Source organism: Flavobacterium sp. J49 (genome assembly GCF_011742145.1).
Taxonomy (GTDB): Bacteria; Bacteroidota; Bacteroidia; order Flavobacteriales; family Flavobacteriaceae; genus Flavobacterium.
Genome location: NZ_JAAQQU010000040.1, coordinates 83998 through 100207, shown reverse-complemented (window position 1 = coordinate 100207; position 16210 = coordinate 83998). Strand labels below are relative to the sequence as shown.

At 38.4% G+C, this 16210-nt stretch carries 14 protein-coding genes; 1 reads left to right on the top strand and 13 read right to left on the bottom strand.

The features are described 5' to 3' along the window. Window position 1 precedes the first annotated feature (1 nt). The 4 genes from HA632_RS01380 to HA632_RS01365 form a co-directional block, all read right to left on the bottom strand. The gene (locus tag HA632_RS01380) at window positions 2-1399 is read right to left on the bottom strand and encodes a lipopolysaccharide assembly protein LapB (RefSeq protein WP_176305452.1); all 1398 of its coding nucleotides are present in this window, start codon (window positions 1397-1399) and stop codon (window positions 2-4) included. Between the two features lie 138 nt (window positions 1400-1537). Then, entirely contained in the window at window positions 1538-2731 is a 1194-nt protein-coding gene (locus HA632_RS01375) for an aspartate aminotransferase family protein (protein ID WP_176305451.1), read from the bottom strand. Between the two features lie 14 nt (window positions 2732-2745). Then, window positions 2746-2991: a hypothetical protein gene (locus HA632_RS01370; RefSeq protein ID WP_176305450.1), complete on the bottom strand. Its 246-nt coding sequence runs from the start codon at window positions 2989-2991 to the stop codon at window positions 2746-2748. Then, entirely contained in the window at window positions 2991-4700 is a 1710-nt protein-coding gene (locus HA632_RS01365) for an OstA-like protein (RefSeq protein ID WP_176305449.1), read from the bottom strand. The genes HA632_RS01370 and HA632_RS01365 overlap by 1 nt, the downstream gene beginning before the upstream one ends. Before the next feature lie 252 nt (window positions 4701-4952). Here HA632_RS01365 and HA632_RS01360 point away from each other — a divergent pair, with 252 nt between their 5' ends. Further along, on the top strand, window positions 4953-6752 hold the full coding sequence (locus tag HA632_RS01360) for an alpha-amylase family protein (RefSeq protein WP_228778738.1): 1800 nt from the start codon (window positions 4953-4955) through the stop codon (window positions 6750-6752). Window positions 6753-6821: 69 nt separating this feature from the next. Here the strand turns inward: HA632_RS01360 and HA632_RS01355 are convergent, their stop codons facing one another. From HA632_RS01355 to HA632_RS01315, 9 genes are all read right to left on the bottom strand, one after another. Beyond that, window positions 6822-7349 (bottom strand): hypothetical protein, encoded by a 528-nt coding sequence (locus tag HA632_RS01355; protein WP_176305447.1) that lies wholly within the window; start codon window positions 7347-7349, stop codon window positions 6822-6824. Between the two features lie 191 nt (window positions 7350-7540). Then, a complete protein-coding gene (locus tag HA632_RS01350) occupies window positions 7541-8179 on the bottom strand; it encodes a trans-aconitate 2-methyltransferase (RefSeq protein ID WP_176305446.1) in 639 nt (212 codons plus the stop codon). Window positions 8180-8344: 165 nt separating this feature from the next. After that, window positions 8345-8749 (bottom strand): putative quinol monooxygenase, encoded by a 405-nt coding sequence (locus tag HA632_RS01345; RefSeq protein ID WP_176305445.1) that lies wholly within the window; start codon window positions 8747-8749, stop codon window positions 8345-8347. Between the two features lie 278 nt (window positions 8750-9027). Further along, window positions 9028-9396 carry a hypothetical protein gene (locus HA632_RS01340; protein ID WP_176305444.1) on the bottom strand — a complete coding sequence of 123 codons (369 nt, stop codon included), beginning with the start codon at window positions 9394-9396 and terminating at the stop codon, window positions 9028-9030. A 159-nt stretch (window positions 9397-9555) separates the two neighbouring features. After that, complete coding sequence (locus tag HA632_RS01335) at window positions 9556-10212, bottom strand: hypothetical protein (RefSeq protein ID WP_176305443.1); 657 nt, start codon at window positions 10210-10212, stop codon at window positions 9556-9558. 232 nt (window positions 10213-10444) lie between these two features. Continuing rightward, a complete protein-coding gene (locus tag HA632_RS01330) occupies window positions 10445-11716 on the bottom strand; it encodes an adenylosuccinate synthase (protein WP_176305442.1) in 1272 nt (423 codons plus the stop codon). A 32-nt stretch (window positions 11717-11748) separates the two neighbouring features. After that, window positions 11749-12207 carry a Fur family transcriptional regulator gene (locus HA632_RS01325; protein ID WP_176305441.1) on the bottom strand — a complete coding sequence of 153 codons (459 nt, stop codon included), beginning with the start codon at window positions 12205-12207 and terminating at the stop codon, window positions 11749-11751. A gap of 91 nt (window positions 12208-12298) precedes the next feature. Further along, on the bottom strand, window positions 12299-14518 hold the full coding sequence (locus tag HA632_RS01320; protein ID WP_176305440.1) for a bifunctional (p)ppGpp synthetase/guanosine-3',5'-bis(diphosphate) 3'-pyrophosphohydrolase: 2220 nt from the start codon (window positions 14516-14518) through the stop codon (window positions 12299-12301). Between the two features lie 102 nt (window positions 14519-14620). Beyond that, window positions 14621-16165, bottom strand: a complete 1545-nt coding sequence (locus tag HA632_RS01315; RefSeq protein ID WP_176305439.1) for a serine hydrolase — start codon at window positions 16163-16165, stop codon at window positions 14621-14623. Window positions 16166-16210: the final 45 nt, after the last annotated feature.

Here is a 16210-nt window from a genome sequence, read left to right as displayed (position 1 = left end):
ATTACGGTTTTTTGTATTTCGCCATATATTCCTGTACCGATGGTCTTTCCCAAACCATTGGAAACAATTCTTCTAAAATGGTATTGTGTTTGGCGTTCAGACGCAAGCCATTACTCAAGTGAAAGTTTCCTTTTTCCTCTTCGTTTAAAGACAAATGCAAACCGGCCAAACGGTATTCGATTTCGCATTCTTCCGGAAAATATTCAGCCGCTTGGATTAAAGTCAAAATCGCGTTGTTGATTTCTCCCATGTTTTGCATCATATCCACCCAAAATAACCAAGTATCTAATTGATAATCACCGTGTTCAACTGCTTTTCTGTATCCGAATTCAGCTTCCTCAAACATACTCATCGCTTTGTTGATGGTCGCATAACGCTTCCAATACAAACGATTTTGGTCATCGATGGCCAACGCTTTGTTTACGTAGAATAAGGCTTTTTGGAAGTTTTTTTGGCGTACATAAAAATCGGTAATCGCAATCCAACCTTTGTCTAAAAGCGGATCTTCGTGTACGGTTTTATTAAAGTACTTTAAAGCTTCTACTTTGTTGCCTAATTTTTCATAACATTTTCCTATACGCAGCAAGGCATAAGAGGTTGGGTCGTCTAATTCGATGGTACGATTGTAGCTTTCGATAGCGTCTTCATATCTTTTTAAACGTTCCAATGATTTTCCTTTTTCCAAATAAGCGCCAAGGAATTCATCATCTATATAAGTAGCAAATTCGAAAGAACGAACCGCATTTTCATAATCTTTTATGCCGTAATACAAACGACCTGATTGGTGCCAAGCAATTTCGCTGTATGGGTTTCTGTCGATGTAAGTTTTAAGGTATTCTATGGCCTCTAAGTTTTGGTCCAAAAACTCAAAGCAATACACCACATTATAAAGTGCTGATTGGTCTTCAAAGTCTTCTTCTAAACATTTGATAAAGCTTTCTTTCGCCAATTCTAAGTTATCCATAAAAAGGTATTCCATCCCAATTAAGTTGTAAACATCGGCGTAATCTTCTGTGTAAAGAAGTGCGGTTTGTAGGAACTCAACGGCTTGTTCGTGGTTGTCTCTTTTAGAATAGATATTGGCTTTTTGGATAAAAATTTCTTCGTTAGTGGGTTCAATGGCGTACAATTCGTTTAATAATTTTTCTGCCAAATCCAATTTATCGTCGTACACCAACATTTCTACCTGAACCAATTTTAATCCGGTAGATTTTGGATGTTGTTCCAGTCCTAATTTTAAAGCTTTCTTGGCTAAAGTAGCTTTACCCATGTCGAGATAATGCAGTATAATTTCCTCGAACTCCTCTGAATCGAAAAACAAGACTTTGTTGGTTTTCAACATCGACTCAAATTTCGCTAGGGATAAGTTGTAATCTTCTTCGTCGTGGTCTAGGTGCATACTAGTAGGTTTTAAAATTATCCTTAATAAAATTAGGGAAACGCTGTTCTTTTTTTAGTGAAATCAATTTATTGTTGTAAACAATTTAATTAACAATTTATTCACTTGAAATTTCTTATCAAACTGAAAATGAAATCTTTAGTTTTTCATTTCTGCGGCCACTTCATTCATCGCTTCGATGATGATGGCGCAACCTTCTCTGATTTCGGCCTCAGAGATAGTGAGCGGAGGAGTAATTCGGATGGCGCAACCTTCAAATAAGAGCCAGAATAAAATCAGCCCTTTATCTTGACATTTGAAAATTACTTTATTGGTGATTTCCGGGTCTTTGGTCATCGCCGCCAGCATTAAGCCTCGGCCTCGAATTTCTTCTATCAAAGGATGTACCAAAAGTTCCCTGAAAAGTTTTTCTTTCACTAATGACTGTACAGCGTAATCTTTTTCCAATACTTCTTCCAAAGTCGCCAAACAGGCTGCCGCTATGACAGGGTGTCCGCCAAAAGTGGTAATATGTCCCAATTTCGGATCGTGACTCAACAAATCCATGTGTTTTTCATTGGCAATAAATCCACCTACAGGCATACCGCCGGCCATTCCTTTACCTATAATAACTACGTCGGGAACAACATTATAGTTTTCGAATCCGAACAATTTTCCGGTTCTTCCAAAACCCGGTTGGATTTCGTCGACTATCATTAGCGCACCAACTTCCTCGCAACGTTTTTTAACTTTTGCCAAAAAATCATTCTTTGGCTCGATAAAACCAGCGCCTCCTTGAATGCTTTCGAGAATGATTCCGGCTGTTTTGGTGGTGATTTTTGCTAAATCGGCTTCGTTATTAAAGGTGATGAAATCTACATCGGGGATTAAAGGTCGGAAGATTTGTTTTCGTTCCTCGAATCCCATAACACTCATCGAACCCAAGGTATTGCCGTGATAGGCATTGTGACAAGAAATCAATTGGCTTCTGCCGGTAACTCTTCGAACGAGTTTTAATGCGCCTTCACAAGCTTCTGTTCCGGAATTGACTAAATAGACTTTATTAAGACTTGGCGGTAAATTTTCGACCAATAATTTGCAATAAGCTACTGCCGGATGTTGGGCATACTCACCATAAACCATCACGTGTGAATACTTGTTCAATTGGTCAATAATCGCTTGGTTTACGCGAGGATGTTGGTGGCCTAAACTACAGGCCGAAACGCCGGCGACAAAGTCGAGGTATTTTTTATTATTGGTATCGTATATGTAAGAACCAACCGCATGCGAGACTTCCATACCCAAAGGATATGGTGAAGTTTGCGCTTGGTATTTTAGAAAATCTTCTTTCAATCGAGTTGATTCGGTTATTCGTTAATTTGGTAATTTGTTACGGTGTTGCAATGGGAACACCAATTGAATTGTTCTTCTTGGCTTCTCAATAAGGTTTTCGTTTTTTCATTACAGTTCTCGCAAATTTCTTCGTCATGGTCTTCCTCAAATATTTGCAAAGGACAATTGTTGCAACTCCAAACCGTGATGTTGGGTAGTACTTCGCTGACGTACCAAGTGAAAGCATCTTGTTGGCATTTGGGACAAATCTGCGTTATCATTATTTCACAATAGGTTTTTGTTTGGCAGATGGCTTTACCAATTCTAATTCACTCTGTTCAGCTTTGGGCTTTGGCTTCGGATTGTTCTTGTCATATTCTAAAGTTTCTTTGCTTGGTTCCAAAGGTTTGTCTTCTTTGGCTTTTTCAACTTTGGTTTCTGCTTGAATCTTGGCATCCAATTCGTTTTCTTCCGGTGGGAAGATATCGTCTTTAGATTTTATTCGTTCGTCGCCACGCCAAATGAATCCCCGCAGTTTCCGCGCATTTTCGGGCAGTTCCGCTTCAGGATAAATATCGCCGTCAACTTGGTTAAAATTGGTTATCGTTTCAATCGTATTTTTATCCAAAATCATATTGATTTTACTGCTCACGCTTTTGTTGATGCCTATCAATTCCTGCTGGTCATTGCGCATGTAGTAAATGACTTCAGTATTTTTGATGATGTCAACTTCCCGAAGTTTGTTGTCAACAAATTTTCCGTAAAGGTTTTGACCCTTGACCTGATTGTAACCTGTACTGAGTGTGTCTTTCGAAATGATGAAGGCATTGTTGAGCACTTTGAGCGAGTCGAGTTTTTCGGTTTGGTTGTTGCCAATAAGATGCATGATATCGCCGGTCATTTGGTTTTCATAGTTCCAAAGAATCGGGTTTTTAATCAATTTGGTCAAACCTGTTTTTTGGTCGGAATGGATGGAATCACATTTACCACTCATATCGGTTTTGTAGAAACGCACATTGTTAAAAGCCCTAACAATTCTTTCTCCCGGTTTTCCGGTGATGATCATTTTTTTGCCGTGCACATACATCGAATCGTTTTCGACCAAAGTAATGGCGACCGCTCTTTTGGTAATCATCATCGAATCTTTCTGGGTTTTTAAATCGCGATAGATTTCGGCATAATGGCCTTTGATTAAACCTTTATTAATAGAATCGGTGATTTTCACATTGTTTGTAGCCGAAGCATATTCTCTATTTCGATCATAATACAAACTGTCGCCTTCGATGCGTCGGTCTTTGTATTTTATGTAGGACTTTCGTTTGAAATAGGCCAAATTCTTTTTGGTATCATAAAATCCTTTTTCGGTATAAATGTAATTCTCCTTACTGGTAATGGTTGACGGACCAAATAAATAGGAGTGACCCGAATTGGTATAATAGTCCAAATGATTCGACTTGATGGTGTATTTCGGATTGGTAATGGTAACCGCGGTTAAGAATTTAAACTTCTTTTCATTGGCGTAATAACGACCCGATTTGCTTTTTAGGGTGTTTTCACGGTTGGTTATCTTGCCGTAAGAATTGTAAAAGGCTTCTTGGGTATTTCGGTCAAAGTTGATAGTATCTGTAACCAAAGTCGATTCGGGCGAACGCATCACTACATTGCCCGTAGCGTAAGCTTGCTTGATTTCGCCATTGTATTCGGCGTATTTACTGTTGAGGAAAAGCGTGTCACCTTGTACCATTTGTACATCGCCAAAAGCCTTGAGGTAGTTTTCTTTTTGGAAGAAATAAGCTTTATTACAAGTAAAAATAACGCCGTCGTGGCTGACTCTTACATTTCCCCTAAGCAAAGCCGCATCCGGAATCTCAGTTTGATTGATGTCAAAATGATCGGCATGCTCGATATTTATTGGCGTTGTTTTTTTTTGTGCTATGGCAACATTGACAACACTAAGCAGTAAACCGATAAAAAAAAGTACCTTTTTCAATGATTGAATTTTTATTGCATACAGTTTGGCCTTATGACCTCGAGTGGGCAAATTTATGAAATTAGACACAATGAAAATGTTTATTAAGAATAATTTATGGTGCCAATATTTCAATCATTTCTTTATATTTGTCACTACGACTTGTGGTCTTAAAAAACAAGTAAAAAAGATATGAAAAGAACACTATTGATAGTACTGGCTTTAAGTTGTACCGGAAGTATAACTTTTGCTCAAAAAACCCCGAATATCACTATGAATAAAAATGCTGAGGTTGCTGGCCAACCCAAAAAGGCTGTTGTTTATCAGGTTTTTACCCGATTGTTTGGCAATAAAAATACAACCAATAAACCTTGGGGAACTATCGAGGAAAACGGCGTTGGGAAGTTCAATGATTTTACCGATAAAGCATTACAGGAAATCAAAAAGTTGGGTGTTACCCACATTTGGTATACCGGAGTGCCGCACCACGATGTGATTAGAGATTACACTAAATATGGTATTTCCAACGATGACCCCGATGTAGTAAAAGGTCGGGCCGGTTCACCCTATGCTGTGAAAGATTATTACAATGTGAATCCTGATTTAGCCGTTGACCCGGCCAAGCGTTTGCAGGAATTTGAAGCTTTGATTAAGCGCTCTCATGCCAATGGTTTGAAGGTTATTATTGATATCGTTCCCAATCATATTGCCCGCAATTATAAAGGATTAACCAATCCGAAAGGGGTTAGAGACTTTGGTGCCGATGATAATACTTCGGTGGAATATGCCCGTGAGAACAACTTTTATTACATACCGGGAAAAGCTTTTGAAGTGCCCACTTCACCCGATTATAAGCCTTTGAACGGCGAACCCAATCCTTTAAATGACGGCAAGTTTGTCGAGTTTCCGGCCAAATGGACCGGTAATGGTTCCCGCGAAGCCAAGCCTGATATCAATGATTGGTACGAAACCATTAAAGTAAATTATGGGGTTAAACCCGATGGTTCCAAAGATTTTCCGGAGTTGCCATCCGGGTATGAAAACAAAGGTTACCAAGACCATTTTGTGTATTGGAAAGACAAAGATGTACCAAGTTCCTGGAGAAAATTCCGTGACATTGCTTTGTATTGGATCAACAAAGGCGTTGACGGTTTTAGATATGATATGGCCGAAATGGTGCCGGTTGAATTTTGGAGCTATATGAATTCAAGCATCAAGATGAAAAACCCTAATGCCTTTTTGATGGCCGAAGTTTACAATCCGAAGGAATACCGCAATTATATCAAATTGGGCAAAATGGATTATTTGTATGACAAAGTAGAAACTTATGACCATTTGAAAGCCGTGATTCAAGGCAATGCGATGCCCGATCCTTTATCGGAAATTCAGGAAGGAATGGCCGATATTGAGCACCACATGTTGCATTTCTTAGACAATCACGATGAGCAGCGTTTAGCCAGTCCGGAGTTTGCCGGTACACCTGAAAAAGGAAAACCGCTGATGGTGGTTTCGGCTACGATTAGCTCCTCGCCGACGATGGTGTACTTTGGTCAGGAAGTAGGTGAGCCGGGTAATGAAGATGCCGGTTTTGGGAAACGTTCTCGTACCAGTATTTTTGATTATGTTGGCGTACCCCATCACCAGCGTTGGATGAACGGCGGTTTGTTTGATGGTGGCCAATTAACCCCAAAAGAAAAAGAACTCCGCGATTTTTACAGTCGTTTGCTAAACTTTACCTTGCGCAGCGATGCCATGACCGGAAAGTTTCAAGAGATACAAGCGGTCAACCGAAACGAAACAGCCAATTACGACCCGGGTTTGTATTCGTATGTGCGTTATACTGATACCGAAAAGCTGATCATAGTGGCTAATTTTTCATGGGTAACTTCAAGTACCATATTACTAAAAGTCCCGGCAGATATTATCACTAAATGGCAATTAAAAGGTGGTGAATACCAACTAAAAGACCAATTGTATGGTAAAATAGTAACTATGCGAATTGAGAATGGAGTAGGTTTGATAAAGATGACCGTAAAACCAAGTGAGTCATTTATTTTTAAGTTAGAATACTAAAAACAAAACCCCTTTCATTGAAAGGGGTTTTTTGTTGTTGTTCGGAAATTCAGAACCGATATTATAAGGTTAATTCCAATAATTAAATAGGATATCAAATTGGTCTTCGTTGGTCTCGCCATCTTCATATTTGTATAAATTATCCCAATATATCTGCCCGCCAATCTTAACAAACACCTTATAGTAACCTTTTTCAAGAGCGCTAATATTCAAACTGATAACGTTTGAGGATTGTCCGTTGAGCGCAAAATCAGAATTAGTGACAATGGATGCTTCAGGATACAAATTGTTGTTTAGTATGCTGCTGAAGTTTACACTTTGGTATATTTTTTTCGGAGTTCCGCGCACCAGCCAAACATCTGTTATATTTTCTTGGGCGGCAATGTTGACTACTTCGTTTACTGGATTAGGATACGTTACAAACTTGTTGTTGACTAAAATATTCGGATTGCCAAATTCTAACGGAATGTCTTCCGCGGTTTGCCTTAGGTTGATGCCGGTTACCAAGTTCATGTCGGTATTTCCGGGATTACTGTTGTCATCGCTGCTACAGCTTAACGACAAAACGGATATTAGGATTAAGAGGCTTTTTTTCATTTCAATTTTGAATTTAAAGCAGTTTTAATAAGGATGGGTTTGCTGATGTTACTATTGTTTCACGTCAGCGAATATACAAAAAGGGATTACAAATAATGTGAAAGAAAAAATCTCTCATCAGTGAAAGGGTTTGTAAGAGGAGGCAACCGTATTATTTTCGGAGAACGATAAGCCATTTTGACAAACCAATGTTATAGGGTTCTTATCTTCTTTGCGGTCAAGATTGTATGGATGTCAAATGCTGTTTCAGAAATTTTATATTTTACTTTAAATGTTTTTATCTCCCCAAATTTAAAACTATCCAATTGTGATTGAATGTCCTCTAATCTATGGTAATAAAAATAAACTCGGCCACCATTTCCCACTTTAAATTCGGATTTCTCCGGGTCGCCTTCTACAAAACTTAAATATATCAAGCCATTATCGTTTAATAAATCGTAAGAGGCCGCAATGAGTTCGCTACCTTCAGTCTGTGACAAATACGGCAAATAAAACCCGCCAATAATTCCATCATATTTTTCCTCAAGGGTTTTAATTTGGCGGCAGTCCATAACAGCAAAATGGGCTGTCGGATTATTCAACTTTGCCAGTTCAATCATATTTGGGGCATTATCAATTCCGAATATGTCAAAGTCGGGTCTTTTTGATAACAGATAATTTGTGATGTTTCCGGGTCCGCAACCAATTTCTAAGAGTTTTGCTTTGGGTTTGTCAATAGCAGCACAAATGTAGTCGTAGGTCTCATTATACAAGTCCATTTTCATGAACTTGTCTTGGTATAGCGAAGCGATGTTGTTCCAAGTGTTAAATGTCTCTTTGTATTTGTCCATGGTATTGTTGTCTTAAAATGTCCGGTAACTGTTGAGGCTTGACGTGCGTTACAACTCATTTAGCCAAAAGTTTCTGAGTAGGAGCGAAAGTCGCTTTTTCCTTGAGTTTGTGAATACTAACCTAAACCCGTAATTGCACCAAACCGCTGTTGGCGGCTGGCAAATTTATTTAAATTCTTTTTCAACTTTCCAAAAGGATATTTCCGGTGGTCCTGTCAGGAAGTTTCTTGAATCGCCAATAAATTTTTGCAGATGGCTTGTCTGCATGTGTTTTGAATTATAATACAACTCGTCATCCCATTCTTCGTAAAGTAGAATATTAGTACTGTCTTTTGGATCAACGTGAAGCTTAATATTTACGAAGTGAGGTTCTTTCTTTACATTTTCTATTAGGTTCGTTAAAGCCAAAACTGTTTCATCCGCTTTTGAAGGTTGTGTTTTGTATTTGACCAACACAACTATGTTTTTCGAATGATCGATTTCCGGTTTACTTTTTAAACCCCAGCTTACAAAAAAGAAAGCGGTAAGAATAACGATTGATTTTACGAATAATCTTTTTTTAGTTTTCATATCTTAACATATTGAAGTTAATAATCAAATTTACGCACTTTTTTTAGTTGCTCGCGGAAACGTACTGAGGACGGCTAAAGCTTTGACAATATTCCAGAGGTAAAATTCCTTTTGGTATTTTCAGTCAAAACTCGGAAAGAACCCAAGCCCGGCAATTGTCACATAACGTGCCGCAGTTTGTAACAGTTACGACGATTTATTACGGATGATTCCAAAGTTAAAATTCCTTTTTTGAATTTTCGAAGAAAATTCGCTGGGATACACAAACTAAACAGTTATTACAAACTATTATTAGCGGTAGTTTTCCTAACTCGAACAAGTTTAAAATCCCATTGAAATTTTTTATTTTTTCCTTTTCCTACTATAGTATCTTTTCCTGAGAATCTGAATTTATACGTAGAGTATTTATTATTAAAGGAAAATCGTATTGTTTTACCTTTCTGTTTCCAAAAATCGTTGTCTAATGTATTATCGTTAGGATGTGTTGATTCAAGTTTACCGCTAGGCTTAAAAAATAAGTTATAACTGATTTCGAAATCGCTATATATCCATTCTGAATTTTCGATATTATAGGTTTCACCATTCTTATTTGATGAACAGCTGAAAAAAAATAGGCAAAGCAAAATGAGATAGTTTGTAGTTTTCATAAAACCTATTTTAATTACGGCTAACGTGCCGCAGATTGTGATAGTTACGACGATTTATTACTGATGATTACAAATATAAAACTCCTTTTTGAGTTTTCGGAGAAAACTCGGGATAATCCCAAGCTACGCAATTATCACAAACTGCTGTTATGTAATGTTTTATATTTCTGCTATGACTCTTAAAATTATATAAAATGTTAGAAGAATCAACCCAATATAAAATATATTTTTTCCATGAACTCTGTCTTTCTCGTTATACGAATATACTTTTTGTCCGTTTGGTAAGGATTTCTTAGAAGTCCATAATGAATAACCAATAAATATTCCCAAAAGACCTCCAAGTATTGCAAAAATATATCCGGCTATAATCCAAGGCTTTTGATTCTCTTCAGGTTTTGCTAATGATTCTAATCGTTGCCTTTTCAGAGCTTTGAGCAAATCTGCGTCAATCGATTTTCCTCTTTGTATTAATATTTTTTGAGCCAACTTATGGTCTAACTCATTCCATTCATCTGCTTTTAGAAGGATTTCATATAATTCGTCGTCTGTAAAATCAAATAAATAATGATTGCTATCAACTAGGTCAATTAAATTTTCGGCATTTTTGTCAAGTATTTTTTCTGCTTTTTCAAAATCTGATAATTGAATTTTTATTTCAAATTGATTTTGTAGAGTACTTCCAGAAAATGAAGAATCCACGGGAGCGATATTGTCTACTATCTGCGATACAATATTATTTTCGTTTAGCAAACTTTCTAATTCTTTTGCTTGCTCTATTGTTGGATATTTTCTGAATACAGAATAAGTTTCTTTCATGCAAGGTTTTTAAAATGTTACATAACGTTCAGATAGTTATGACTATAAATCTATCCTGATGCTAATATACAAAAAACACTACAAAAAGAAAAACCCTCTCTCCCGAGGCTTCGGGACTGAAAGGGTTTCTAAATTAGCATTGTCATTTTGAACGCAGTGAAAAATCACATAACACCAAGTTAATGAGATTTCTCTCCCGAAGTGTCGGGATCGAAATGACAAAGAGAAGGTTTTATCTCGTAATCGTCTGTTTTCTATCCGGTCCAACCGAAACAATCTTGATGGGTACTTCGACTTCTTTTTCAATGAATTCGATGTATTCTTTGAGTTCTTTTGGTAAAGCCTCGTAAGTCGTCATGCCCGTTAAATCGGCTTGCCAACCTTTGAATTCGGTGTAAATCGGCGTTACGTTTTCTTCTTCGATGTTGTAAGGCAAATGGTGAATCACTTCTCCTTTGTAGTTGTAAGCCGTAGCCACTTTCAAAGTGTCAAAGCCCGAAAGCACATCGCCTTTCATCATCATCAATTGGGTGACACCGTTGATTTGGATGGCATATTTTAAGGCTACTAAATCCAACCAACCGCAACGTCTTTTTCTTCCGGTTACGGAGCCGAATTCGTTTCCTACTTTTGCCATTACATCACCATCTTCACCAAAATCCTCTGTAGGGAATGGTCCCGAACCTACACGAGTCGTGTAAGCTTTGAAAATTCCGTAAACTTCTTTGATTTTGTTAGGGGCAATACCTAAACCGGTACAAGCACCGGCAGCGGTAGTATTAGAAGAAGTGACAAAAGGATACGTTCCGAAATCAACATCGAGTAACGAACCTTGTGCGCCTTCACAAAGAATAGATTTTCCGGCTTTTTGGGCTTGTGCCAAATATTCTTCGCTGTCGATGAAGTTTAGTTTTTGTAAATCTTCAATGGCTTCAAAGAATTCTTTTTCCAACTCAGGCAAATTGTACTGAATGGCTACGTCGTAAAACGCAATCATAGCTTCGTGCTTGTCTGCTAAAGCACGGTATCTTTCTTTGAAATCTGCCAATTCGATATCGCCAACACGTAAGCCGTTACGACCGGTTTTGTCCATATACGTTGGGCCAATTCCTTTTAATGTCGACCCGATTTTCGCTTTGCCTTTAGCGGCTTCAGAAGCGGCATCGAGCAAACGGTGTGTCGGTAAGATTAAATGCGCTTTGCGCGAAATGATGAGTTTTGATTTTAAGTCGAGGTTGAATTTCGCCAAGCCATCAATTTCACTTTTAAAAACTACCGGGTCGATCACGACACCGTTTCCGATGATATTGATGTTGTTGCTGTGAAAAATTCCGGAGGGAATGGTTCTTAAAACGTGCTTGATGCCGTCAAATTCTAAGGTGTGTCCGGCGTTGGGTCCGCCTTGAAATCTTGCGATGATGTCATATTTTGAAGTAAGAACGTCAACTATTTTTCCTTTCCCTTCGTCTCCCCATTGTAATCCGAGTAGTAAATCTACGGTCATTGTGTGTTGTTTATATTGTGTTGTTGTTTATGTTAGCTGTTAGCTTTTTTATTGGCATAGAAATACAACGAATGGTTGTGGATTTCAATTCCGAATATGTCTTCGATGGTTTGTTTGATGGTTTGTATTCTCGGGTCGCAAAACTCAATCACTTCACCGGTATCGGTCATGATGATGTGATCGTGTTGTTTGTCGAAATACGACTTTTCATAGTGCGCTTGGTTTTGCCCGAATTGGTGCTTGCGTACCAAACCGCAATCCAACAAAAGTTCAATGGTATTGTATAAAGTCGCACGCGACACACGATAGTTTTTGTTTTTCATTTTGATGTACAAATTCTCGATATCAAAATGTTCCTCACTATCGTAAATCTCCTGAAGAATAGCGTAACGCTCAGGGGTTTTGCGGTGTCCTTTGTTCTCCAAATAAGCCGTAAATACATTTTTTACGACCTCTTGATTTTTAATGTTATCGGATGCAATTAGTGTCATGGGACAAAGGTAATTTTTTTGTTTAAGGATTCAAAGTATCTGAGTTGCAAAGTTTCAAAGTAGCAGTGTTTCAATGATTCGTAATTACTAACTAATTAGTGTATACTCGCGTCACTTTATCTACTCCGTCAATCTTCTTGATATTGTCGATAAGTTTTTTCAAGATATTATTGTTCTGCACAATTACCGAAACCTGTCCGTTAAAAATACCGGCTTCGCCGCTAAGGGAAATGCTTTGGATGTTTACGTGCATGTTGTTGGAAATGACTTTGGTCAATTCGTTGGTCAAGCCCAAACTGTCCATACCCGTAATTTTCAAAGTGGCTTTGAATTCCTGTTGCGAAGAGTCAATCCATTTGGCTTGCATGATGCGGTAGGCATAATTGGATTGCAAAGTAATGGCATTCGGACAATCTTTTTTGTGCACTTTGATGCCTTCGTTAATGGTGATAAAACCAAATACTTCATCGCCCGGAATGGGGTTACAGCAGGAAGACAATTTGTAATCCAGTTTGTCTTGTTCGGTACCAAACACCAGCATGTCAAAGTTCTTGCTCAACTCTTGCTTGTTGATATCTTCGGGCATCGAACTTGGTGAACGTTTCATTTTGCTCTTGAAGAAATTCATCAAGGTGTTGCTTTTTTGCGCCGCAAAATCTTTCAGTTGTTGGTTTTCAATGGAACCGATTCCTACGCGGTAAAACAAGTCCAAACTGGTTTTGAGTTTGAAGAAATTTACCAATTCATTAACTACCGTTTCACTCAAAGTAATTTTTAAATGTTTCATTTTTCGGGTCAATAATTCTCGACCGTCTTCGGCAATTTTCTTAGTATTTTCGTTGAGTACGTTCCTGATTTTATTTTTGGCTCTAGAAGTCGTTACATAATCCAACCAGTTGATGGTTGGTTTTTGATGGACAGAGGTAATGACTTCAATTTGGTCACCGCTTTTGAGTTCGTGATTCAGCGGCACCAATTTCCCGTTCACACGCGTTCCACGGGTTTTGATTCCGATTTCGGAGTGAATGCTAAAGGCGAAGTCGAGCGAAGTGGCACCTTTGGGTAACGATTTGATTTCTCCTTTGGGCGTAAAGACGAAGATTTCTTTGGCATACAAATTCATTTTGAAATCTTCCACAAAGTCCACTGCATTGGTTTCCGAACTTTCTAATGCTTCTTTCAAAAGATTGAGCCAAGTGTCGAGACCGCTTTCTTCGGTGGCGCCTTGTTTGTATTTGTAATGCGCTGCGTATCCTTTTTCGGCAATTTCATCCATGCGTTCGCTACGCACCTGAATTTCTACCCAACGGCCTTTGGGCCCCATAACGGTAATGTGCAAGGCTTCATAACCGGTGGATTTGGGTGACGAAATCCAATCGCGCAGACGACTCGGACTCGGGCGGTAATGATCGGTTACGATGGAATATATTTTCCAGGCGAGGAATTTCTCGTCGTGTAAGTTGGATTTGTAGATAATTCGGAGGGCAAATTTGTCATACACTTCATCAAAAGTGACGTTTTGCGCGGCCATTTTACGGCGTATGGAGTAAATGGATTTCGGTCGGCCCTTCATGGTATATTCCACACCTTCTTCGTCTAATGATTTCTTTAAAACATCGGAAATGGTGGCAATGTACTCGTCCTGTTCTTCTTTGGTTTCTTTGATTTTGCTGACGATATCCGCGTAAACATCCGGTTCGGTATATTTTAAGCCTAAATCTTCCAACTTGGTTTTGATGTTGTACAATCCCAATCGATGAGCGAGTGGTGCATAAATGTACAAAGTTTCGGAAGCGATTTTCACCTGTTTGTAGTCAGGCATCGAATCCATGGTTTGCATGTTGTGCAAACGGTCGGCAATCTTGATTAAAATTACCCGAACATCATCATTCAAGGTCAACAGCATTTTGCGGAAGTTTTCCGCCTGCATAGAGATGTTCATGTCTTTTTTGACTTGGGAAATCTTGGTCAGGCCTTCCACCAAATGCGCAATCTTGGGATTGAACATTTTTTCAATTTGTTCCAAAGTGACATCGGTATCTTCAACTACATCGTGCATTAAAGCGGCCGCAATACTCGTGGCACCCAATCCAATTTCGGAAGCCACAATTTTGGCCACGCCTATTGGATGGAAAATATAAGCTTCACCTGATTTTCGGCGTTGGTCTTTGTGGGCATCAACTGCCACATCAAAGGCTTTGCGAATCAATTTTTTATCTGAATCAGTAAGCGTTTGGTAACTTATGCGAAGTAATTCTTTGTATTCTCGGGCAATAGCTTTTTTTTCTTCTTCTAAATCAATTTCAATCATAGCATTTTCATTCAATTCCTAAAAATAAGCATTATTGGTTTAAATTCCAATAATAAAATTCCAAATTAATTTGTTTTAAGAATTCACGTTTACAATTGATAATTATTTCACTCTGTTAAAATCCAAATCATGGAAGTCATAGCTGAAATCGGTCATCGGAGAAATGGCATCCATCTTAAAGTGATTGGCGTTACCGTTGGTGTCGAGGTCGAAGAAAATATGTGAATCGGCATTGAAACTTCGGACATTCCATTTCACTACAAAATTTTGGTCTTTATAAAATAAAATTTCACCAATTAATCTTTTGGAACGGGCAGAGGCAAAGTACAACTTGCCTTTCTTTTCATAAATAGTCACTTCGCCAAACCATTTGTCGTTATAGGTTCCGATGTATTTTTTGAAGTCGATTTTAATTTTTTGTTTTAAATTTTGGTCAACGACCTTCCAAACTTCTTCTGTGATTTTATCCGCATTGTCTTCTTTTGCCCTTCTTTCCTCACCAAAATAGGCCAAGTGATCAAATTTTGGCAAGCCCAAATAACTGTCCTTAATGGTATTGGAAATCACTGTAAAAGCTGCGCCGTTTTGTTGGTTAGTGAGCACGATAATGCCCAATTTAACATCGGGAATCATAATGGTTTGGGTAACAATGCCGTCCAATCCGCCGGTATGCGATACTTGTAAATGGCCGTTGATGTCTTCCAATCGCCAGCCTAAGCCATAGTTTCTGAAGTTGGAACTATAGGGATAAGGATTGGGTAAAGGCAAAATAGTTTGCGGTGTCCACATTTCTTTCCATTGCTTTTCGCTGAAAAGTTGTTGGTTTTCACCATATTTTCCTTTGTTCATTTGTACAATCAACCAATTGCTTAAGTCATTCACGGAAGCATACAATCCGGCAGCGGCGTCAAAAATAGGATTGGTGTATCGGGGTACAATTTCCAGTTTTCCGTTGGTTGGCACATGAGGAACGATTACATTGGTCGTGTCTTTTAATCTGTACCAAGAAGCCGCACTTTTGTTCATTCCGATAGGTTTCATTAAACGTTCTTCGACAAAATCACACCAAGTTTCGCCCGAAACTTTCTCGATTACTTCACCGGCAATTACGTAGAGCAAATTATCGTAATCATACTTCGTTCTGAAACCGGAAACGGGTTTTAAATATTGGATATTTTTGACAATATCTTTGGGCGTAAAATCATGACCATCGGGCCAAATCATTAAATCACCGGCGCCTAATCCGAGTCCGCTTTTGTGGGTCAATAAGTCGCGAATCGTGAATTCATTGGTCACATAGTCATCGTACATTTTAAACTCCGGCAAGTATTTTTTCACCTTGTCATCCCATTTAATTTTCCCTTCATCTACCAAAATGGCCAAAGCCGATGCGGTAAACGCTTTACTGTTTGATGCGATACCAAATAAAGTATTCTCGTCTACTTTTTGTTGGGTTTTGATGTTGGCCACACCATAACCTTTGGCAAAAACCAATTTTCCATCTTTGACAATTCCCACGGCAATTCCCGGGACGTTAAAGGTTTTTAAAGTGTTTTCAACTAAAACATCTACTTCTTTTTCTGTGATTTGGGCGGAAATCGTTCCAAAAGTTAAAATGGAAACAATAATAAATACTACTTTTTTCATGGTCAAAATTTTTACCAGACTGTCATGAAATTGACAATCTGCAAT